Origin of the sequence: Achromobacter sp. HZ01, from assembly GCF_003267925.1 — a bacterium.
In the GTDB taxonomy this organism is placed as follows: Bacteria; Pseudomonadota; Gammaproteobacteria; order Burkholderiales; family Burkholderiaceae_B; genus Achromobacter; species Achromobacter pulmonis_A.
In genome coordinates this window covers 1-20,611 of record NZ_LWKV01000005.1, presented here as the reverse complement: position 1 = coordinate 20,611, position 20,611 = coordinate 1, and the positions used below count along the sequence as shown (strand labels likewise).

The 20,611-nt window shown below is 66.9% G+C and carries 17 protein-coding genes and 3 tRNA genes; 5 read left to right on the top strand and 15 right to left on the bottom strand.

Translation table 11 applies throughout. The features are described from left to right. Nucleotides 1–24 precede the first annotated feature (24 nt). Entirely contained in the window at nt 25–651 is a 627-nt protein-coding gene (locus A6B37_RS22775) for a TIGR00730 family Rossman fold protein (protein ID WP_102774808.1), read from the top strand. 33 nt (nt 652–684) lie between these two features. Here the strand turns inward: A6B37_RS22775 and A6B37_RS22770 are convergent, their stop codons facing one another. Together A6B37_RS22770 and A6B37_RS22765 are read right to left on the bottom strand one after the other, a co-directional pair. Further along, the gene (locus A6B37_RS22770; protein ID WP_111826997.1) at nt 685–2,109 is read right to left on the bottom strand and encodes a M20 family metallopeptidase; all 1,425 of its coding nucleotides are present in this window, start codon (nt 2,107–2,109) and stop codon (nt 685–687) included. A gap of 40 nt (nt 2,110–2,149) precedes the next feature. Further along, entirely contained in the window at nt 2,150–3,133 is a 984-nt protein-coding gene (locus A6B37_RS22765; protein ID WP_111826996.1) for a tripartite tricarboxylate transporter substrate-binding protein, read from the bottom strand. 119 nt (nt 3,134–3,252) lie between these two features. On the opposite strand from A6B37_RS22765, the gene A6B37_RS22760 reads away from it, so the two are divergent. Both A6B37_RS22760 and cynR read left to right on the top strand, forming a co-directional pair. Further along, nucleotides 3,253–4,194, top strand: coding sequence for a LysR substrate-binding domain-containing protein (locus A6B37_RS22760; protein WP_102774811.1), 942 nt, complete (start codon nt 3,253–3,255; stop codon nt 4,192–4,194). Between the two features lie 153 nt (nt 4,195–4,347). Further along, nucleotides 4,348–5,256 (top strand): transcriptional regulator CynR, encoded by a 909-nt coding sequence (cynR, locus tag A6B37_RS22755; RefSeq protein WP_111826995.1) that lies wholly within the window; start codon nt 4,348–4,350, stop codon nt 5,254–5,256. 7 nt (nt 5,257–5,263) lie between these two features. On the opposite strand, the gene A6B37_RS22750 is transcribed toward cynR, so the two are convergent. The 10 genes from A6B37_RS22750 to scpB all read right to left on the bottom strand — a co-directional run bounded on the left by A6B37_RS22750 (nt 5,264) and on the right by scpB (nt 17,437). After that, entirely contained in the window at nt 5,264–5,479 is a 216-nt protein-coding gene (locus tag A6B37_RS22750; protein ID WP_246842549.1) for a hypothetical protein, read from the bottom strand. Between the two features lie 4 nt (nt 5,480–5,483). Then, the gene (locus A6B37_RS22745; RefSeq protein WP_111826994.1) at nt 5,484–5,774 is read right to left on the bottom strand and encodes a hypothetical protein; all 291 of its coding nucleotides are present in this window, start codon (nt 5,772–5,774) and stop codon (nt 5,484–5,486) included. Nucleotides 5,775–5,945: 171 nt separating this feature from the next. Next, entirely contained in the window at nt 5,946–7,769 is a 1,824-nt protein-coding gene (typA, locus tag A6B37_RS22740; RefSeq protein ID WP_102774815.1) for a translational GTPase TypA, read from the bottom strand. Next, nucleotides 7,766–8,515 (bottom strand): tRNA pseudouridine(55) synthase TruB, encoded by a 750-nt coding sequence (gene truB, locus A6B37_RS22735; protein ID WP_111826993.1) that lies wholly within the window; start codon nt 8,513–8,515, stop codon nt 7,766–7,768. Before truB ends, typA begins: the two co-directional genes overlap by 4 nt. A gap of 37 nt (nt 8,516–8,552) precedes the next feature. Continuing rightward, nucleotides 8,553–8,954, bottom strand: coding sequence for a 30S ribosome-binding factor RbfA (rbfA, locus tag A6B37_RS22730; protein ID WP_102774817.1), 402 nt, complete (start codon nt 8,952–8,954; stop codon nt 8,553–8,555). Between the two features lie 24 nt (nt 8,955–8,978). Further along, nucleotides 8,979–12,017: a translation initiation factor IF-2 gene (gene infB / locus A6B37_RS22725; RefSeq protein WP_111826992.1), complete on the bottom strand. Its 3,039-nt coding sequence runs from the start codon at nt 12,015–12,017 to the stop codon at nt 8,979–8,981. A gap of 96 nt (nt 12,018–12,113) precedes the next feature. Then, the gene (nusA, locus tag A6B37_RS22720) at nt 12,114–13,592 is read right to left on the bottom strand and encodes a transcription termination factor NusA (protein ID WP_111826991.1); all 1,479 of its coding nucleotides are present in this window, start codon (nt 13,590–13,592) and stop codon (nt 12,114–12,116) included. Further along, entirely contained in the window at nt 13,589–14,092 is a 504-nt protein-coding gene (rimP, locus tag A6B37_RS22715) for a ribosome maturation factor RimP (RefSeq protein WP_102774820.1), read from the bottom strand. Before rimP ends, nusA begins: the two co-directional genes overlap by 4 nt. A gap of 406 nt (nt 14,093–14,498) precedes the next feature. Then, nucleotides 14,499–16,271: a 23S rRNA pseudouridine(2605) synthase RluB gene (gene rluB / locus A6B37_RS22710; protein ID WP_168202302.1), complete on the bottom strand. Its 1,773-nt coding sequence runs from the start codon at nt 16,269–16,271 to the stop codon at nt 14,499–14,501. 35 nt (nt 16,272–16,306) lie between these two features. Continuing rightward, entirely contained in the window at nt 16,307–17,437 is a 1,131-nt protein-coding gene (gene scpB / locus A6B37_RS22705) for an SMC-Scp complex subunit ScpB (RefSeq protein WP_111826989.1), read from the bottom strand. A gap of 64 nt (nt 17,438–17,501) precedes the next feature. Between scpB and A6B37_RS22700 the strand changes: the two genes are divergently transcribed. Then, a tRNA-Met gene (locus tag A6B37_RS22700) sits at nt 17,502–17,578 on the top strand. Between the two features lie 554 nt (nt 17,579–18,132). On the opposite strand, the gene A6B37_RS22695 is transcribed toward A6B37_RS22700, so the two are convergent. The 3 genes from A6B37_RS22695 to A6B37_RS22685 form a co-directional block, all read right to left on the bottom strand. Continuing rightward, the gene (locus A6B37_RS22695; RefSeq protein ID WP_102774823.1) at nt 18,133–19,038 is read right to left on the bottom strand and encodes a LysR family transcriptional regulator; all 906 of its coding nucleotides are present in this window, start codon (nt 19,036–19,038) and stop codon (nt 18,133–18,135) included. Nucleotides 19,039–19,114: 76 nt separating this feature from the next. Next, on the bottom strand, nt 19,115–20,119 hold the full coding sequence (locus A6B37_RS22690) for a GTP-binding protein (RefSeq protein WP_246842548.1): 1,005 nt from the start codon (nt 20,117–20,119) through the stop codon (nt 19,115–19,117). A 70-nt stretch (nt 20,120–20,189) separates the two neighbouring features. Then, nucleotides 20,190–20,265 (bottom strand) — tRNA-Asn (locus A6B37_RS22685). A 162-nt stretch (nt 20,266–20,427) separates the two neighbouring features. Here A6B37_RS22685 and A6B37_RS22680 point away from each other — a divergent pair. After that, nucleotides 20,428–20,503, top strand: a tRNA-Thr gene (locus tag A6B37_RS22680). The last annotated feature ends 108 nt before the right edge of the window (nt 20,504–20,611 follow it).

Here is a 20,611-nt window from a genome sequence, read left to right as displayed (position 1 = left end):
GCCAACAAACAAATTCCGCTGATTATGTCAGAGATACGGACGGCGGCAGACAAGCTCGCGCACATCGGGCCCGCCGTCAGCGTCTTCGGCAGTGCTCGGGTCAGCCGCAATTCCCCTCACTATGAGACCACCGTCGCGATCGCGGCCGCTCTGGCCGACGCAGGTTTCGCAGTCATCGCCGGCGGCGGTCCCGGCATCATGGAGGCAGCCAACAAGGGCGCATTCGAAGCCGGCGGCACCAGCATCGGGCTGAACATCAGCCTGCCGCACGAAGCGCACAACAACGAATACCAGACCATCAGCCTGTCGTTCGAGTATTTTTTCTCGCGCAAGGCCACGTTTTTCATGCACAGCTTCGCCTACGTGGCGATGCCCGGCGGTTTCGGCACGCTGGACGAGCTCTTCGAAGCGCTGACGCTCATCCAGACGGGCAAAGTGCCACCCGCTCCCATCGTCCTGGTGGGCAGCGAATACTGGTCCGGCCTGGTGGAATGGCTGGGCGACCAGGTGCTGGGCAATGGCATGATAGGCGCACACGACCTGGATCTCTTCATCATCGAAGACGATCCCGTCAAGGTCGTGCGCAAGGTGGTGGAATTCCACGCCAAGGTCAATTCCGACGCGCAATACGCGCCGTCCCTGCCCGCCTGATCCCGCACCGGGCAGGCGCGGCGTGGGGAGTTCTTATCCTCGCATGAACGAGGGCAGCACGTCGGCCGGGATCGGGCAGACATAAGGCTGCCCGCGCCGCGCCTGCAGCAGTTCCTCCCTGGCGCGCGCCAGCGCCTCGGGCTGGACATACAGATCGGCGGCGGTCGCCGCGATGATCTTGGCGGCGTGCACCATGCCCTTGTGCGCCATGGACATCTTGCCCTGGGCCACCATCTGCCACGAATGGAACGGCGTGCCGTAGGCATAGCAGGCGCCCCAGCATTGCGCGGTCGGGGCGACCCAGCTCACGTCGCCCACGTCGGTCGAGCCGTAGGTGAGTTCGGTCTTGTCCGGATCGTACGGCGCCACGCCGGCAAAGAGCGGCGTGGGATTGCGCAGCACCGCGCCCAGGTTCTTGCCGGCGTTGTCGATATCGTCTTCGGAGATCGCGTCCCACATGCGGCGCGCGGCCTGCTGTTCGCCCTCGGTATAGGCCGGCCCCTGCAAGGCTTGCATATTGGCGTACATGATGCGGTTGAGCACGCTGTTGGGGATGTAGTTCGAACAGGCCTTGTCGAATACGATTTCCAGCTCGCAGCCCGTCATCAGCGCGGCGCCGCGCGCCACGTTCTGCACGCGCTCGTACAGTTCCGCCGCCTGCGAGTTGATGGGCGCGCGCACCAGGTAAAGCACTTCGGCGCGGGCCTGCACCACGTTGGGCGAAATGCCGCCGCTGTTGGTCACGGCGTAATGCACGCGCGCGTCCGGCACCATGTGCTCGCGCAGATAGTTCACGCCCACGTTCATCAGTTCCACCGCGTCCAGCGCGCTGCGACCCAGGTGCGGCGAGTTCGCCGCATGCGCCGCGATGCCGCGGAAGCGGAAATAGGCCTGGATGTTGGCCAGCGACGACTGGTGGAAGATGCCGGTATGCGAGGCCGGATGCCAGGTCAGCGCCGCGTCCAGGTCGTCGAACAGGCCGGCGCGCGCCATGAAGGTCTTGCCCGAGCCGCCCTCTTCCGCGGGACAGCCGTAGAAGCGGATGGTGCCGGGCAGCCCGTTGGCTTCCAGGAACTCCTTGACCGCCACCGCCGCGAAGTGCGCGGCCGTGCCCAGCAGATGGTGGCCGCAGCCGTGGCCGTTGCCGTTGGGCGTTTCCGGCGAGGGCTGGCAGGCGTAGGCGCCGCTTTCCTGGCTCAGGCCGGACAGCGCGTCGTACTCGCCCAGGATGCCGATCACCGGGCCACCGCTGCCGGCCTCGGCCACGAACGCGGTCGGAATGCCGGCGGCGTCGCGCGTGACGCGAAACTCCGCCTGCTCCAGCATGGCGATATGCAGTTCGGCCGACTTGTGCTCGTCGTAGCGCAGTTCGGCCAGGCTCCAGATGCGGTCGCTCAGCTCCGCGTAGCGCTCGCTGCGCGCGTCGATGAACGGCACGAGTTTGTCGATGGCACCCATAGTGTCTCCAGTGGCGGGAATGGCCTGTGAACCGGTCACGTCACTCGTCGAGCTTGATCCCGGCAGTTTCGATGATTTTCCGGTTGGCGGCCAGCGTGCCCGCGATGCGCTCGGCGAACGCCTGCGGGCTGCCGATGTCGGGCTGCGCGCCCAGCGTGGCCAGGCGCTGCACCAGCCCCGGGTCGGCCAGCGCCCGCGCCACCGCCTGGTTCAGTTGCTGCACCACGGCGTCCGGCGTCCCGGCCGGCGCAACCAGTCCGAACCAGGTCTGGCCCAGCGCATTGAGCTGCGGATAGCCCAGCTCCTGCATGGTCGGCAGCTCCGGCATGCCGGCCAGCCGCGCGGGCGCCGACACGGCGATGGCGCGCAGCTTGCCGGCCTTGATGAGCGATTGCGCCGAGGCGTACTGGTCCTGCTGCACCTGCACCTCGCCGCCCACCGCGGCGGTCAGCGCCGGCCCCATGCCGCGGTACGGCACGTGCAGCACCTCCACTTTCAGGCTGGCGTTCATGGCCGCCAGGTTCAGGTGCCCCAGCGAACCCACGCCCGGCGAACCGTAGGAATACTTGCCCGGGTTGGCGCGCAGCTCGGCCAGGAACTGCGCGAAGTCCTGGGCCGGGAAGGACGGGTTCACCATCCACACGACCGGCACCGTCGCCACCTGCGCCACCGGCTTCAGCTGGGTCGCCGGGTCCACGCGCCTGGTGCCGTACAGCAAGGGATTGACGGCCATGGTGCTGACCGTGGCCATGCCCAGCGTATAGCCGTCGGGCTCGGCCCGCGCCACTGCCTCGGTGCCGAGCAGCCCGCCGGCGCCCGCGCGGTTTTCCACTACCACGCTCTGGCCCAGCTCCTTGCGCATGCCCTCGGCCACCGCGCGCGCCAGCACGTCGGTGGAGCCGCCGGGCGCGAACGGCACGATCAGGCGCACGGGCTGGGACGGATATGCACCTTGCGCGGCCGCGCAGGCGGAAGCGCCGACGGCGGCGGCGCAGACGAGGGCATGCAGCAAGCGGAACTTCATGGACCAGCCACTCCTGACGGAAGCGATGAACGGAATCGCTGCATTGTGGCCAGGGCATATCCTTATTTCAAATACATTAATGCCTCGATATATTCGAATTTTGAATACCTGGAACGCCCATGGACGTCGCGCCCGCCACCCTGCTGTCGCGCCTGCTGGCCAAGGGCCGGCTGCGCCACCTGCAGCTGCTGGCCAACATCGCCGACCTCGGCAGCATCCAGCAGGCGGCCAGCCAGATCGGCCTGAGCCAGCCCGCCGCCACCCACGCGCTGGCCGACATCGAAACGCTGCTGGGAGTACGGCTGTTCGAGCGCCATGCGCGCGGCATGCGCACCACCCGCAGCGGCCAACTCATGGCCGAATGCGCCCGCGCCATGCTGACCACGCTGCGCGCCACCACCGACTCGGTCGCCGCGCTGCGCCAGGGCGCCACCGGCAGCCTGCGCCTGGGCGCCATCCCGGCGGCCAGCGGCGGCCTGCTGGCCGAGCGCCTGCCCGCCTACATGCAGGCGCATCCCGGCCTGCAGGTGGAGGTGCTGGAAGGCAGCCGCGAGCAGCTGCTGCCGCAGGCGGCCGGCGGCAGCCTGGACATGCTGCTGTGCCGGCGCCCGGAAGCGGTGCCGGCCGGCCTGGAATTCGTGCCGCTGCAGCAGGACGCGGCCCTGATCGTGGCCGCGGCCGGCCATCCCCTGCTCGCCGCCGGCGCCGCGCCCACGCTGGCCCAGGTGGCCGCCCAGCGCTGGATCGAGCCGCGCCCCGAGCTGGCCATCCACGCCGTGTTCCGCGCTTTCTTCGAGCGCGCCGGCGTGGTGCCCCGGGTCTGCCGGCTGGCCAGCGCCGCGCCGCCCATGCCGCTGCTGATCGCCATCATGCAGGCCCAGCAGGCCCTGGCGATGGTGCCGCAGACCCTGGCCAGCTGGTACCTGCAGCACGGGCATTTCGAACGGGTGCGGATCGAGGCGGCGGGCTCGTTCCAGCCCATCGGCGCCATCGTCCGCGGCGATGGCCCGGGCCGGGAGTTCCTGGACTGGCTGCTGGCGGCCGGACCGGCGCGGTCATAACGTCCTGCCGTGGACGACGCCGGGCAAGATTAGGACGCGCTCCAATGCGCGCGCGATGCTTTGTTTAGTACCTTGCCTTCGACAGGATCGAACAATGGCGACACTGCCATCGACGGCCATTTCGGATTTCGCCCGGCCGGCAAAGGAGTTCCCATGGAAATGCGCCAGCTCCGGTACTTTCTCAGCGTGGCCGAGACAGAACATCTGACCCGTTCGGCGGATGCGCTGCACGTCACGCAATCCACGCTGTCGCACGGGCTGCGCCAGCTGGAGGACGAGCTGGGCATGCCGCTGTTCGACCGCATCGGCCGCGGACTGCGGCTGTCGCAGGCCGGCCGCGTGCTGCGCGGCCACGCCAGCCGGGCGCTGCAGGAAGTCGAGGCAGGGAAAATGGCGCTGGCGGACATGGCCGGCCTGCAATCGGGCTCGCTGACCCTGGGCGTCATCCCTACCTTCCTGACCCATTTCGTGCCCGACGCGGTGGCCGAATTCAGCCTGGCCTTTCCCCGGGTCCAGGTGCACGTGCGCGACCTGCGCGCCGGCCCCATCGAAGACCTGCTGATCGCCGGAAGGCTGGATTTCGGCATTTCCTTCCATCCGCCGGCGCGCGGGGAAATCGAGGCCCAGCCCCTGTTCGAGGAACGCCTGCACGTGGTGGTGGGCGAGCAGCACCCGCTGGCCGCGCGGCGCCATCTGCGCGTGCGCGACCTGGCCGGCGTGCCGCTGGCGCTCTTGCCGCGCAGCTTCGCCACCCGCCGGATGATAGACGCGGCCTGCGCCGCGGCCAGGCTGAGGCCGGCCGTGCGGGTCGAAATGGAATCGGTGGACGCGCTGATCCACCTGTGCCGGCTTGGCGAACTGGCCACCATCGCCGCCGAGCACGCGGCCCGGCAGGCCGCCGGCGCGCCGGGGTCCGGCCTGGCGAGCATCGCGCTGACCGACCCCGCCACCGTCCGGCGCGCCGCCATCCTGTGGCGCAAGGACGCCTCGCGCAGCCGCGCAGCCCAGGAATTCGCCGCCAGGCTGCTGGACGCGGTCAGGCGCCGCGCCGGAGGCTGTTAAGGCGCGCTCATTCCTTTGCCTTCAACGGGTAGACACGTGCCCCGAACTCCGCGTCCACGTCCGTCGTAACACGGCTGGCCGTGTAGAGATGAACGGCTATTCCCCCTGCCAGGTAGACGTTCAACGGGCTGCGCAGCGAAAGCCGTTTCTCGAGCTGCTTGAACAGTTCCCGCAAGCCTTCGGCCAGCGCGGTGCGGGTATGGAACGCCTGGTTCGCCGCCATTGATTCAGGTACCGCAGAGCCGGTGGCTCAGCATGTCGCGCAGGCGAGGCAGACTCGATACCCAGCCTTTCCTGACCACCTCAGCCGGCGCCAGTTTTTCGTCCGGATGCGAGGCGAAGTATTGATCGCTTGCCTGCATCAAACACATCGACTCGCGGGGGAATCGGGAGCGGACGACCATCGCGGCCAGGCGGAACACATTGGCTTCGCGCTGGTCCTGGGCCGATTGCGCGGCCTCCCGGGCGACGACGGAGCATCTGGCAAGCAGCGCTGATTCAGCATCTCTGGCAGTCATGGAACCAAACTCCGTCACGACAGGGAATTGCCGGTTTCGATGCAATAACTCTACATCCTATCGATGATCGCGACAACGCGGGCTGTGCTTCCACTCATCAAAAACAAAACCGCGCGCCCGAAGGCGCGCGGCTTGGTCCTGCATGCAAGGGCTTCGAGCCCCCGCCGCGCTTTACATCGCGGCTTCGCGGGCAGCGCGCTTGCGCTCGTTTTCCAGCAGGTGGCGCTTGCGCAGGCGGATCGACTTGGGGGTGATTTCCACCAGCTCGTCGTCGTCGATGAATTCCACGGCGTATTCCAGCGACATCTGGATCGGCGGAACCAGGCGCACGGCTTCGTCGGTGCCCGAGGCGCGCACGTTGGTCAGCTGCTTGCCCTTGATCGGGTTCACGACCAGGTCGTTGTCGCGGCTGTGGATGCCGATGATCATGCCTTCGTACAGCGCTTCGCCGGGGCTGACGAACATGCGGCCGCGGTCCTGCAGCTTCCACAGGGCGTAGGCCACGGCGTCGCCGTTGTCCTGGCTGATCAGCACGCCGTTGCGGCGCTCGCCGATGGAGCCTTCCTTGACGGGCGCGTATTCATGGAAGATGTGGCTCATCAGGCCGGTGCCGCGCGTCAGCGTCAGGAACTCGTTCTGGAAGCCGATCAGGCCGCGGGCCGGGATCAGGTATTCCAGGCGGGTGCGGCCGCGGCCGTCCGGCTGCATGTCCTGCAGGTCGCCCTTGCGGCGGCCCAGCTCTTCCATCACGCCGCCCTGGTGGGCGTCTTCGACGTCGATGGTCAGCGATTCGAACGGCTCGCACTTCACGCCGTCGATTTCCTTGAACACCACGCGCGGACGCGACACGGCCAGCTCGTAGCCTTCGCGGCGCATCGTTTCCAGCAGGATGGTCAGGTGCAGTTCGCCGCGGCCCGACACTTCGAACACGGTGTCGTCGCCCGTGTCGCGCACGCGCAGCGCCACGTTGGACTTCAGTTCGCGGTCCAGGCGGTCGCGCAGCTGGCGGCTGGTGACGAACTTGCCTTCGCGGCCGGCCAGCGGCGAGGTGTTGACCATGAAGTTCATGGTCAGCGTGGGCTCGTCGATGCGCAGCATGGGCAGCGCTTCCTGCGTGACCGGGTCGGTCACGGTGCAGCCGATGCCCAGGTCTTCGATGCCGTTGATCAGCACGATGTCGCCGGCTTCGGCTTCATCGACCACGATGCGCTCCAGGCCGTGGAACTTCAGCACCTGGTTGATGCGGCCGCGGCCGCCCTGGCCGTCGGGGCCGAACTTGTAGGCCACTTCCATGCCGGGACGCATGCGGCCGCGGTTGATGCGGCCCACGCCGATCTTGCCGACGTAGCTGTTGTAGTCCAGCGAGATGATCTGCATCTGCAGCGGGCCGTTGGGGTCGTCGTCGCGCTGCGGCACGTGTTCGAGAATGGCTTCGAACAGCGGGCGCATGTCGCCTTCGCGCACGTCGGGCTCCAGGCCGGCGTAGCCCGACAGGCCGGAGGCGTACACCACCGGGAAGTCGAGCTGCTCGTCGGTGGCGCCCAGCTTGTCGAACAGGTCGAAAGTGGCGTTGATGACGTAGTCGGTGCGCGCGCCCGGGCGGTCCACCTTGTTGACCACGACGATGGGCTTCAGGCCCAGGGCCAGCGCCTTGCGGGTCACGAAGATGGTCTGGGGCATCGGGCCTTCGACCGCGTCGACCAGCAGCAGCACGCCGTCGACCATGGACAGCACGCGCTCGACTTCGCCGCCGAAGTCCGCGTGTCCCGGGGTGTCGATGATGTTGATGTGCGTGCCCTGGTATTCGACGGCACAGTTCTTGGCCAGAATGGTGATGCCGCGTTCCTTTTCCAGGTCGTTCGAGTCCATGACCCGTTCGGTCAGCGCCTGGTTTTCGCGGAAGGTGCCGGATTGGCGCAGCAGCTGGTCGACCAGCGTGGTTTTACCGTGGTCGACGTGGGCGATGATGGCGACGTTGCGCAAGGCGCGAGTCATAGCGAGTCCTTTAAGGTGGTGGCGGGCAGCAAGCCCGCCGGCAATTCGTTCAGTGCAAGCAATGCCTGCTTGGGATCTGGCATGGCCTGCAAGGCTTCCAGCGCGACGGCGCGTTCCAGCGAAAACGGCCCGACGTGCGTGCGCCGCAACGCCGTCAGGTGGGCATAACAGCCCAGCACGCGCCCGATGTCCTGGGCCAGCGTCCGGATGTATGTGCCTTTACTGCAAGCCACATCGATTTCTGCCTGCGTCCCGTTCAGGGACAGCAGCTCGATGCGGTAAATCGTGACCTGGCGCGGCGGGCGCTCCAGTTCGATGCCGGCGCGCGCGTACTCGTACAGCGGCTTGCCGTCGCGCTTGAGCGCCGAATACATGGGCGGAATCTGCTCGATCGTGCCCGAGAAACGTGACAGCGCTGCGCGCAGCGCCGCCTCGTCCACCGCGTAGCCCGGTTCGGCCGTGGCCACCACGTTGCCGGTCAGGTCGCCCGAGTCGGTTTCCGACCCAAATTGCAGCGTAGCGCGATATGCCTTGTCGGCGTCGAGCATGGCGCCGGAAATTTTTGTTGCCCGCCCCATGCAGCACACCAGCAGGCCGGTGGCGAAGGGGTCGAGGGTGCCGGTATGGCCGGCTTTCGCCGCGTCCATGGCACGTTTGGCCCGCTGCAGGGCGTGGTTGCTGGACAAACCCACGGGTTTGTCGAGCAACAGCACACCGTCGAGCGCAAGCCCGCGTCGTTTAGCCATCGTCGGAATCCGGTTTAAAGCAGTGACGACAGCCCGATCAGGACTGGTCTTCAGGTTCGTCGGGCACGCCCGAGTGCGGGCCGGGCCGGTTTGCGCGGTCGATCAGAATCGACATTTCGATGCCACGGGCAATCTGCTCGTCGTGGATGAAACGCAAAGTGGGGACAGTATGAATGTGCAGCAGCTTGTAAAGCTGGGAGTGCAGCCAGCCGGCCTTCTCGTTCAGCAAGGCGGTCGCGGCCTCGGGCTCGGCGCCCAGGACCGTGAAATACACCTTGGCATGCGCGTAGTCGGTCGACAGCTCCACGCCGGACAGCGTGATCAAGCCAGCGCGGGTCGTATCGATCTCGCGCTGGATGATCCCGGCCAGATCCTTCTGGATCTGGTCGGCCAGCCGCAGATTGCGGCCGGGGATGGCTTTGGACTTGTGACGGCTCATTGGAAGCAATGCCTGGCGTGCGCTTTACAGCGTACGCGCGATTTCCTTGATTTCAAAGACTTCCAGCTGGTCGCCCACCTGGATGTCGTTGTTGCCGCGCAGCGTAAGGCCGCAGTCGAAGCCCGACTTGACTTCCTTGACGTCGTCCTTGAAGCGGCGCAGCGAATCGAGCTGGCCGGTCCAGTGGACCACGTTGTTGCGCAGCAGGCGGACCTGCGAATCGCGACGCACGATGCCGTCGAGCACCATGCAGCCGGCGATGTTGCCGATGCGCGAGATGCTGTAGACCTCGCGGATCTCGACCAGGCCGATGACCTCTTCTTTCTTCTCGGGCGCCAGCATGCCCGACATGGCCGCCTTCACCTCGTCCACGGCGTCGTAGATGATGTTGTAGTAGCGCACGTCGATGCCGTTGGTCTCGGCCAGCTTCTTGGCGCTGGCTTCGGCGCGGACGTTGAAGCCGATGACCACGGCGTTGGAGGCGATCGCCAGGTTGATGTCGCTTTCCGAGATGCCGCCCACGGCCGCGTGCACGACCTGCACGCGCACTTCGTCGGTCGACAGCTTGACCAGCGACTGCACCAGCGCTTCCTGCGAACCCTGCACGTCGGTCTTGACGATGAGCGCCAGGGTCTGGGTGCCTTCGCCCAGGTTGTCGAACATGGACTCCAGCTTGGCGGCCTGCTGGCGGGCCAGCTTGACGTCGCGGAACTTGCCCTGGCGGAACAGCGCGATTTCGCGCGCCTTGCGCTCGTCGGCCAGCACCATCAGCTCGTCGCCGGCGGCCGGCACTTCGGTCAGGCCCTGGATCTCGACGGGGATGGACGGGCCGGCTTCCTGGATGGGCTTGCCGTTCTCGTCCAGCATGGCGCGCACGCGGCCGAAGCTCGCGCCGGCCAGCACCACGTCGCCGCGATGCAGGGTGCCGCTTTGCACCAGGATGGTGGCGACCGGGCCGCGGCCCTTGTCCAGGCGGGCTTCGATCACGATGCCCTTGGCGGGCGCGTCGACCGGAGCCTTCAGCTCCAGCACTTCGGCCTGCAGCAGCACGTTTTCGAGCAGGTCGTCGATGCCCTCGCCGGTCTTGGCCGACACGGACACGAACGGCACGTCGCCGCCGTATTCTTCCGGCACCACTTCCTCGGCGACCAGCTCCTGCTTGACGCGGTCGGGGTTGGCGGTGGGCTTGTCGATCTTGGTCATGGCCACGACCATCGGAACGCCGGCGGCCTTCGCGTGGTGGATGGCTTCGCGGGTCTGCGGCATTACGCCGTCGTCGGCCGCGCAGACCAGGATGACGATGTCGGTGGCCTTGGCGCCGCGCGCACGCATGGCGGTGAACGCCTCGTGGCCCGGGGTGTCCAGGAACGTGACCATGCCGCGCTCAGTCTGGACGTGGTAGGCGCCGATGTGCTGCGTAATGCCGCCGGCTTCGCCCGCGGCGACCTTGGCGCGGCGGATGTAGTCCAGCAGCGAGGTCTTGCCGTGGTCGACGTGGCCCATGACGGTCACGACCGGGGCGCGCGGCAGCATTTCCGCTTCGGTGCCGGCGGCCGATTCGTCCAGGAACGCTTCCGGATCGTCCAGCTTGGCGGCGATGGCGACGTGGCCCAGTTCCTCGACCACGATCATGGCGGTTTCCTGATCCAGCACCTGGTTGATGGTGACCATCTGGCCCAGCTTCATCAATTGCTTGATGACCTCGGCGGCCTTGACGGACATCTTGTGGGCCAGGTCGGCCACGCTGATGGTTTCCGGCACGTGGACTTCACGCGCGATGAATTCCTGCGGCGCCGGCTCGTTGCGGCGATCGTTCTGCTGGTTGCGGCCGCCACGGCCGCCGCCCTTGCCGCCCTTGCCGCCGGCGCGCCAGCCGTCGCGGCTGGCCGGCGCGGCCGCCTTGTCGGCAGGCTTCTTGCGCGAGGCGTCCTCGGACCAGGTCGAAGCGACTTCGGCCGTCTTGATGGTCTTCTTGTTGCCGGGCGCGGCGGGCTTGGCGTCCTTCTTGGCGCCGGGCGCGGCGCCGGGCTTGCCGGCCGGCTTGTGCAGCGTGCCCGAAATCGGCGCGGCGGCAGGCGCCTCCGGCTCGGGGGCGCGCAGCACTTTGCGCGGACGGTTCAGCATTTCGCGCAGGGCGGCGGCTTCGGCCTCGGCGGCGCGGCGGGCTTCGTCGCGGGCCGTCGAGGAAGCGGAAGCGGCCAGCGGCGGCGCGGCGCGGCGGTTGCCGGCCTTGGCGGCGGGCTGGGACGCGGCCGGCTGCGGCGCGGCGGCCTTGGCGGGTTCGGACTTCGCGGCAGGCTGGGCCTGGGCGGCAGGCATCGAGGCCTGGGAGGAAGATGGTTCGGACTTATTAGCTAGCACAACGGGTTCCGGCTTGGCTTCTTCAGCCTTGGGCTCGGTGGATTCAGTCTTGACTTCGGGCTTGGCCTCTTGGGCCACGGGCTCGGCAGGAGCAGGCGCCGGCGTCGGTTCGGGCTCAGGCTGGGCCGGGACTTCGGCGGGCTTCGCCTCGACGGGGGCGGGCGCTTCGGCCGCGACGGGTTCAACGGGCGCGGGCGCTTGTTCCGGCGCGGGCGCTTCTACGGCGGCGGGCTCTTCCGCCTTCTTGGCCGGGGCCTCGGCCTCGGCCTGCACGGGAGCCGCCTCGCGGGGCGCGGCCACGGCCGGCGCCTCGGGAGCCGCCGGCGCGGACACCTGCTGCGCCTCTTCGGCGGCGGTTTCCTCTTCGGCGCGTGCGGCAGCCGCCTGCTCCAGGGCGATTTCGGAGGGATCACGCTTGACGAACACGCGCTTCTTGCGCACTTCGACCTGGATCGTGCGCGACCGGCCGGTGGCGTCTGCCTGGCGGATCTCGGACGTCTGGCGTCGCGTCAGGGTGATCTTCTTGCCTTCGGTCGCGCCGTGGGCGCGGCGCAGCGATTCGAGCAATTTCGCCTTGTCGCTGTCGGTGACGGCATCGTCCACCGATTTGAGGTCAACGCCGGCCGAGCGCAGCTGTTCCAGCAGCACATTGGCAGGCATTTTCAGCTCGGTAGCGAACTGGGCGACGGTGTTACTCGACATTAGGCTCTCTCTTCCCTATATGCAGCTATTACAAACAACGTGAACTTGCGGCGGGGACGGATGGCGTCCATCCGCCGCAGACCCGTGTCCTTTTGGTTATTCTTCGTCGAACCAATGGGCGCGGGCACGCATGATGAGGTCGCTGGATTCCTGTTCGGACAGGCCGGAAATCTCCGCCAGTTCGTCCGTGGCCAGTTCAGCCAGATCGTCACGCGTATGCACTTGACGCTCGGCCAGCTTGGCGGCCAGTTCGGGCGTCATGCCTTCGAGTTCAAGCAAATCCTGCGCGGTCTCAAGGCGCTCTTCCTGGGCGATCGCCTCGGTCAGCAGCGCATTGCGGGCGCGGGCACGCAATTCATTGATGGTGTCTTCGTCAAACGCCTCGATCTCCAGCAGCTCCTGCAGCGGGACGTAGGCGATTTCCTCGATACCGGTGAAACCTTCGTCGATCAGGATGTCGGCCACCTCTTCGTCGACGTCCAGCTTGCTCATGAACGTGCTGCGCAGGCCCGAACGTTCGACTTCCTGGCGGTTCAGGCTTTCTTCCGGCGTCATGATGTTGATCTGCCAGCCGGTCAGCTCGGAAGCCAGGCGGACGTTCTGGCCCTTGGCGCCGATGGCCTTGGGCAGGTTTTCCTCGTCCACCACGACGTCCATGGCGTGCTTGTCTTCGTCCACGACGATGGATTCGACGTTGGCCGGCGCCAGCGCGCCGATGACGAACTGCGCCGGATCTTCCGACCACAGCACGATGTCGACCTGCTCGCCGCCCAGCTCGTTGCGCACCGCGGTCACGCGCGAACCGCGCATGCCCACGCACGTACCGATCGGATCGATACGCTTATCGTATGCCACCACGGCGATCTTCGCACGCACGCCGGCGTCGCGGGCCGCGGCCTTGATCTCGAGCAGGCCCTGCTCGATCTCGGGCACTTCATTCTCGAACAGCTGGCGGATGAACTCCGGCGAGGTGCGCGACAGGATCACCTGCTGGCCGCGCGCGGCGTGGTCGACGCGCAACACAAAGGCGCGGACGCGGTCGGCCACGCGCAGGTTTTCCTTCGGGATCATCTCGGAGCGCGGCAGGCGCGCCTCGATCTTGCCGGTCTCGATGATGGCGTCGCCCTTGTCCATGCGCTTGATCGTGCCGGACACGATGGTCTCGCCGCGCTCCAGGAAGTCGTTCAGCACCTGTTCGCGCTCGGCGTCGCGGATCTTCTGCAGGATGGCCTGCTTGGCGGCCTGCGCACCGATGCGGCCGAACTCGATGGGTTCGAGCGGCTCTTCGATGTATTCGCCTTCCTTGATGCCGGGGACGATTTCCTGCGCGTCCGACAGCATTTCCTGCTTGTCGGGTTCCTGCAGGCCCGCCTCGTCGGGCACGACCAGCCAGCGGCGGAAGCCTTCGTGATCGCCGGTTTCCCGATCGATGGCGACACGGATGTCCGCATCATCTTTGAAGCGCTTTTTCATTGCCGAGGCCAGCGCGCTTTCGAGCGCGCCGAACACGACGTCGCGCGTGACGTTCTTTTCACGCGCCAAGGCATCGACCAACAGAAGAATTTCGCGACTCATCGCTTTTTGCCCTTGAAATCCAGAACGGGATCCAGTTTTGCACGTTCGATATCTTCGACCGTGAAATTCAACACCTGGACTTCGTTCTTTTTTGCCTCAAATTCGAGACCGAACACGGTCTTTTGCACTCCAGCAGCCGCATCCGAGGCCGCGGCGTCTTCTTCGGGCACGGTCAACGTGCCGGAAAAGACCTTGCGTCCGTCCAATGCCTCGCGCAGCTTGATTTCGATGCGCTCGCCTGCGAACCGGCGGAAATCGGCCTCGTTGCGCAGCGGGCGGTCCACGCCCGGCGAACCGACTTCCAGCCGCTTGTAGTCGATGTTCTCGACTTCAAACACCCGCGACAGCTGGCGGGATACCTGCTCGCAGTCTTCGATGCGCACACCGCCGACCCGGTCGATCGTGACGCGCAAAAGGCCCAGGGCGGCACGCTCGACGTCCACGAGTTCGACGTCCATGCCGGCCAGAGCCTCTTTGGTCAATGCGAATAAATCAGCCATATACTCAAAAAAAATGGGCTGCACGCCCAGCCCACCGTATTGCACAGCGCCCAGCCGCTACCCTACTGCACGTAAGGAGCAATGCCGGGCGGTGCCCTATATTGCGACCTAATATTTGGCTTGGCGCCGGGCGCCCCGGACCCGTAATCGCTTTCTATGCTGCCGTTATTGCCGGCGCCGTTCAAGCGTGGTTGCAATAGTGTTTACAACACCGGGTTTGCAACACAGCACCGAACGCGTCCCGGCAAACATCCAGGCAAAAGCAAAGACGCGAAGCCATGAAAACCATTGATTTTACCAGATAAACTGAAAAAACGCCTGATTCGTCACGGGCTTACGTCCAGACCCACGTTTATCTGGGACATATCTCACCCGGCGGCGTAGCCAGCGCGCCGGGTCGCGGCCATCAACGGCCCCGGTGGCTGCGCCCGCCCATCATGCCCAGGCGGGATTCGTGCGCCGAAGCGCCACGGGGTTGCCAGTCGTCGCCGCGCGGCGCGGCGCTGCGCGGCGCGCGCGGCTTGCCGCCAGCGCCCGGGCCCTTGTTGCCGCCGGAACGCGCGCCCTCGGTCTTGTTGCCGCCCCGGCCGCCGGCCGCCGGCTTGCCGCCGCGCGCAGCATTGCCGCCGCGCGCGCCTGCCGGCTTGCCGCCGCCCGGTTTGCCGGACTTGCGGCCGGCGCCGGCCGGCGCCTCGGCCACATTGCCGGCTGCGACGTTGCCCGGCTGGCCGCCGGCCGCCGCGGCGCGCACGCCACGGCCCTTGTTGCCGCCCGGCTTGCCGGACTTGGAACCCGGCTTGCCGCCGCCCTTGCCGCCCGCGGCCGCGCCGCGCCCGCCGCCGGACTTGCCGCCCTTGCGGTTGCCCGTGTCGCCGCCCAGCGGATGGCCGTTGGCGTAGCCGCCGGCGAACATCAGACCGGTGCCGAACGGATCGGACGGACAAGCCAGCGTCTGGCCGGCGCTGCCCTTGCCGCCGCCCTGTAGCTTGCCGCGGCGGCCGATGCGCGCGCCGTTCATGCCGTTGCGATCCATGGTGCCGAATCCCGGCGGCAAGGCGCTGTCGTGCGATTGCGGCTGCTTGGAGCGGCGGCGGTTGCCGCCCGCGTCGTCGTCCTCGCGCAACAGGCCCAGCTGGACCATCAGCGCGGTGACCAGCGAGGAATCCAGCTCGTCCCAGCGGCCGCGGCGCAGCGTGCGCGGCAGCACGATGTCGCCGAAGCGCGTGCGGATCAGGCGGCTGACGGTGACGCCCACCGCCTCGAACATGCGGCGCACTTCACGGTTGCGGCCTTCCTGCAGCGTGACGCGATACCAGCGGTTGCTGCCGTCGCCGCCCAGGTAGTCCAGCGAACCGAACGCGGCCAGGCCGTCGTCGAGTTCGATGCCGTCGACCAGGGACTGGCGCTGCGCCTCGTCCATCTCGCCCAGCACGCGCACCGCGTACTCGCGCTCCGTGCCGTAGCGCGGATGCATGATGCGGTTGGCCATATCGCCGGAGGTCGTGAAGATCAGCAGGCCTTCGGTGTTCAGGTCCAGGCGGCCGACCGACAGCCATTTGCCGGTGCGCAGCTTGGGCAGGCGCGCGAAAACGCTGGCGCGGCCGCCCGGATCGTCATGGCTGACGATCTCGCCAGCGGGCTTGTGGTAGAGAATGACGCGCGGCGGCTTCTTGGTGTTGGCGCGCACGATGGGCTTGCCGTTGACGCGCACCTGGTCGTTGGGGGCCACGCGCTGGCCGATGTGCGCCGGCTCGCCGTTGACCGACACGCGGCCGGCCACGATGAGTTCTTCCATTTCGCGGCGCGAGCCGATGCCCGCGTCCGCCAGCACCTTGTGCAGCTTGGGCATGACCGCTTCGCTGTTGAGGTACTTGCCGAGACGCTGCTCCATGCGGTCGGCCGTCTCCAGGTAGGCCAGCGCCTGCTCGGCTTCCTGCTCGGCGCCGCGGGAGTCCGCGGACTCGACCGGGGCGGCGGCCTCGGCCGCTGCGGGCTGGGCTTCGCCGGCGGCGGCCGGCTCGGCCGACGCGTCGCCGCGGCGGCGGCGGAACGGCGTCCTCAGCTTGCGGCCGCGGCCGCGCACGCCGGCTTCGCCCTCGGCCGCCGGCTCGCGCGCCGTGGCGGCTTCCGGCTGGCCGCCGGTAACGGCGTCATCTGAACGGGGATTGTCATCCTGCATTGTTGTATTCGTTGTCACTGGGACAGCTCCGAATTTCAAACTTGGGTAGGCCTGCCGGGGGCAGGCTCGTCATCATCTGGGGACACCGGCTCTTGGTCGGCCTCGGGCCGCCGGAGATCTGCCTCGTCCGATTCCGGCGAGGCGGCGTCCGGGCCAGGCCGAACAGGATCGGCAAGACCGGAAGCGGGCTCATGCCCGGCAGCGGCTGGCGCCGCGTGATCGGTCTCGTCAATCGGGTCGGTCGGTTCCGCGTGTTTTGCGTTCTCGACGCTTTCCTTTGCAGCACCGGCCTCAGGGGCGTCGGCGGCCATATCGGAAATGTCGCTGCCAGCCTCGCTCCCGGGAAAACCGGGCATGGCTGGCGTATCGGACAAGCCTTCGGCTTGCTCCCGGACGGTGGATTCGTCGGCGGGTTCCGCGCTTTCTTCTGTGCGCGAAAGCGGGAATTCTACGCTATCGACCGGCCCTATGGGTACATCCTGTTCCGAAACAGACAATTCCGCAACCGGGATAACCGCGGCGGCGTCGGCGGCGGCTTCGGAATCTTCTTGTTTTTCTTCCTGGGCGCCCTCTTCCGGGCCGCCCTCGCCCATCACCTGCTGCACTTCGCCCAGGTCCAGGCCGGCCAGCGCGGCTGCGGCCTGGGCCGATTCCAGCGCCGGCAGTTCGTCCAGCGCGCGCAGACCAAGGTCGTCGAGAAACTGCCGCGTGGTGCCGAACAGCGCCGGGCGTCCGGGCGCGTCGCGATGGCCGATGACCTCGATCCATCCGCGATCCTCCAGGGCCTTCACGATCTGGGAAGACACGGTCACGCCGCGTATGTCCTCGATGTCGCCCCGGGTCACCGGCTGGCGCCAGGCCACGATGGCCAGCGTTTCCATCACGGCGCGGGAGTACTTGGGCGGCTTCTCGGGATTGAGCCTTTCCAGGTAGCGCTGCATGCTGGGACGGCTCTGGAAGCGCCACCCGCTCGCCAGCTGCACCAGCTCCAGGCCGCCGTCGGCCCAGTTGTTCTGCAGTGTCTCCAGCAGCCCGCGCAACGCGCTGTTGTCGAATTGCTCATCGTCCCCGAACAGCTTGCGCATTTCGGACAGTTGCATGGGCTGCGCCGCGCACAAGAGCGCGGTTTCCAGCACGACTATTGCCTCGCTATCGTTCATCGACATTCAAATTCAAAAAGGCTCGAAACTTGCGCCAGGTTAAAAATAAGGCTATGATTCATTTCTCAGACGCGGGGTGGAGCAGTCTGGCAGCTCGTCGGGCTCATAACCCGAAGGTCGTAGGTTCAAATCCTGCCCCCGCAACCAATTGATCAAGGCCTGGCGCATTTGCCGGGCCTTTTTCTTTGGTTTTTCGGTATGGCCGGCTGCAGACAGCATGGGTTTGCGTAGTTTTCACTGGATTCCTGTATTTACGCCGCGTCCGCCACCGACCGCATGGGCAGACCAAACGATCGCGCCTGTCGGGCCTGGCAGAACGCCCGCCGCGGCTCTGCGCGGCAAACACTAAGCAATTTCTGGATAAGCCGGCATAAATCGCCGGCTGGGCTGCGGAAACACGACCACAAAGCACGCCGGCCACCCGGCGCCGCCATTTTCCGCGGCAATCGATATCAAGACCTGAATCGCCAGGCATCGAACTTCGCGGCGCGACGGCTGGACCGCCAGCTTCCGCAAGGCCGATATGCCCCCTTTTTATGCGCCCGGAAATCCATTCCGTGGCGCTGCGGCACTTCCCCGAGCCGAACTACGATTCTTAGATATTTTTCCAAGACCACATATATGGCGGCTTGCACCGCCCGCCGCACCAGGCGCCAGGGCGTTCAAGCCGTCGCCAAATTATACCGTCAACTCCCCTGCCCTCAAGCGGCCGGCTTGTCCCAAGGTGTGGATTCCAGCCGCTCGACCAGAAAATCCAGCATCGAGCGCAGAATCAAGGGCATCTGGCGGCGTGACGCGTAAATGCCGTAAATGCCCAGCTCTTGCGGTTTGCAATGGGTCAGAATGGCGCGCAGGCGGCCATCGGCCAGATATTCGGACGCATAGTAGGTCGGCAGCATGGCGATGCCCGCGCCTTCCAGCGCCGCCTGGGCCAGCACCGACACCTCGTTGGCGCTGATATTGCCGCTGACCGGAACGTCCACCGGCTCGCCGTCGCGCTCGAAACGCCACAGGCTCTTGCCGAAATACGAATGGGTCAGGCAATTGCGCAGGGACAGGTCCTCGATGCGCGCCGGCACGCCCTCCTGCTGCAGGTATTGCGGCGAGGCGCAGACCACCGAACGGCACACCGCGAGCTTGCGGGCGATCAGGTTGGGGTCCAGGTCATTGGTGATCCGCACGGCCAGATCGACGCGCTCCTCCACCAGATTGACGGCGCGGTCGACCAGCATCAGGTCGACCGAGGCGCCCGGATGCCGCTTGACGTATTCGGTCACCGCGCTGGCCAGGTGGCGCGACCCGAAAGACATGCTGGTGGTCACGCGCAACAGGCCGCGCGGCGTATCGTCCGGAGTCGCGACCGCATGGTGCAGGTCGCCCACCATATCCAGCATCTGCCGGCAGCGCGGCAAGGTCTCGGCGCCTGCGGGCGTGAGGCTGAGGCGGCGCGTCGTGCGATGCAGCAGGCGCACGCCCACCCATTGCTCCATTTCCGCCAGATAGCGCGACACCATCGCGCGCGACATGTCCAGATGCACGGCCGCCGCCGACAGGCTGCCCCGGTCGGCGACTTCCACAAACACCTGCATGGCCTTCAGACGATCCATGATTGTCTCGGTTTCTGCATCAGACTTGACGGTTATACCGTACTCCGTCCGACACAAAAACCCGCGCCGGCCAGGTTCAGGCCGACGGCTGGCCCAGGGCCTGCGCCACGGCGTCGCGCAACTCGCCGCCATCCAGGCCGCGCGCGATACAGACCAGCCGCGAACGGCGGTCGTCGTCCGGCCACCCATCCAGCCGGCGCAGCGGATACAGCTCGCCATGCACCCCGTGCACTTCGCTGGGCGCAGGCTCCCCGTCGAAACAGACCAACCCCTTCAGGCGCAGGATGCCCTCGCCATAGCGCTCCTGGACCCGCGAGATCCCGGCAAGAAAAGCCGCGCGGGTCACCGGCGCCGACAGGATCAGCGCGACACTGGCGATCTGGCCATGCCCGCCCGCGACCGCCCCGGAGAACGGCCTCAACCAGTTCGCCAGCGCGACGCCGTCGCGCCCGGCATGCGCCAGCGGCCCGGTTTGCAGCACCTCGGCCAGCGGCGCGTCGGGCCGCTGCACGCAGCGCTGCGCGCCCGGATTGACCGCCGCCACCGCCTGCTCGGTGCGGCGCAGCTGCGCCGCGTCGGCCAGATCCGCCTTGCTCAGCACCACGGCGTCGGCCAGCGCGAGCTGGCGCGCGGCCTCCGGCTGCCCGGCCAGCTGTTGCGCGCCGTGCAGCGCGTCCACCAGCACGATGGCGCCCTGATAGGCATAGCGTTCCGCGAGAAACCTGTCGTGTTTGAGCGTGAAGAGTATGGGCGCCGGATCGGCCAGACCGCTGGTTTCGATCAGCACGCGGCGAAACGGCTTGATGCGCCGGCCCAGCGCCATCATGAACAGATCGCGCAAGGCGTCGACCACCGCGCCGCTGACCGCGCAGCACAGGCACCCGCCCTCGACCAGGACCACATTGTCGCGAGCCTGGCGCACCAGATGATGGTCCACGCCCACTTCACCGTATTCATTGACGATGACGACCGCGTCCGCAAAGGCCGGGTCGCGCAGCAGGCGATTGAGCAGCGTGGTCTTGCCGCTGCCGAGAAAGCCCGAAATCACCGTAACGCCGATGCGGCTGTTGCTGTTTTCCACACCGCCTCCACCAGGCTGGGGACCAAAAGCCAAAAGGGCCATTCACTTGCGTGAATGACCCTGAATTCCTTGGCTCCCCGAGCTGGGCTCGAACCAGCGACCTGCGGATTAACAGTCCGTCGCTCTACCGACTGAGCTATCGGGGAACTGCTAAGAAGAGAGATTATGACCGAAAATTCCGGCGTGTGCAAGTCGGCGCTTTTTTTGCCTTTTTCGCCCGCCCGGTTTCCCACCGGCCAGAATCTCTGATATTATCTCGGTCTTTCCAGATCCGGCCCTTTCAAGGGGCAGGCGCTGGAAGTGGTTTAGCCGGCATAGCTCAGTTGGTAGAGCAGCGCATTCGTAATGCGAAGGTCGTAGGTTCGACTCCTATTGCCGGCACCAGAATTCAAACGCCCGCCAGGTCCTCGACCCGGCGGGCGTTTTCATTTTGGCGCAATACGGCGCCAGCATATGACTTCGGCGGTCATGCGGCGATCGCGCCGGCCAGCT

Coding starts and splice junctions, on each gene's coding strand:
- A6B37_RS22695 (WP_102774823.1), bottom strand. CDS start 19,038: ATGGATCGTCTGAAGGCCATGCAGGTGTTTGTGGAAGTCGCCGACCGG.
- A6B37_RS22775 (WP_102774808.1), top strand. CDS start 25: ATGTCAGAGATACGGACGGCGGCAGACAAGCTCGCGCACATCGGGCCC.
- infB (WP_111826992.1), bottom strand. CDS start 12,017: ATGTCGAGTAACACCGTCGCCCAGTTCGCTACCGAGCTGAAAATGCCT.
- A6B37_RS22745 (WP_111826994.1), bottom strand. CDS start 5,774: ATGACTGCCAGAGATGCTGAATCAGCGCTGCTTGCCAGATGCTCCGTC.
- A6B37_RS22750 (WP_246842549.1), bottom strand. CDS start 5,479: ATGGCGGCGAACCAGGCGTTCCATACCCGCACCGCGCTGGCCGAAGGC.
- scpB (WP_111826989.1), bottom strand. CDS start 17,437: ATGTCGATGAACGATAGCGAGGCAATAGTCGTGCTGGAAACCGCGCTC.
- truB (WP_111826993.1), bottom strand. CDS start 8,515: ATGGCTAAACGACGCGGGCTTGCGCTCGACGGTGTGCTGTTGCTCGAC.
- nusA (WP_111826991.1), bottom strand. CDS start 13,592: ATGAGTCGCGAAATTCTTCTGTTGGTCGATGCCTTGGCGCGTGAAAAG.
- A6B37_RS22765 (WP_111826996.1), bottom strand. CDS start 3,133: ATGAAGTTCCGCTTGCTGCATGCCCTCGTCTGCGCCGCCGCCGTCGGC.
- cynR (WP_111826995.1), top strand. CDS start 4,348: ATGGAAATGCGCCAGCTCCGGTACTTTCTCAGCGTGGCCGAGACAGAA.
- typA (WP_102774815.1), bottom strand. CDS start 7,769: ATGACTCGCGCCTTGCGCAACGTCGCCATCATCGCCCACGTCGACCAC.
- A6B37_RS22770 (WP_111826997.1), bottom strand. CDS start 2,109: ATGGGTGCCATCGACAAACTCGTGCCGTTCATCGACGCGCGCAGCGAG.
- rimP (WP_102774820.1), bottom strand. CDS start 14,092: ATGGCTGATTTATTCGCATTGACCAAAGAGGCTCTGGCCGGCATGGAC.
- rluB (WP_168202302.1), bottom strand. CDS start 16,271: ATGCAGGATGACAATCCCCGTTCAGATGACGCCGTTACCGGCGGCCAG.
- rbfA (WP_102774817.1), bottom strand. CDS start 8,954: ATGAGCCGTCACAAGTCCAAAGCCATCCCCGGCCGCAATCTGCGGCTG.
- A6B37_RS22760 (WP_102774811.1), top strand. CDS start 3,253: ATGGACGTCGCGCCCGCCACCCTGCTGTCGCGCCTGCTGGCCAAGGGC.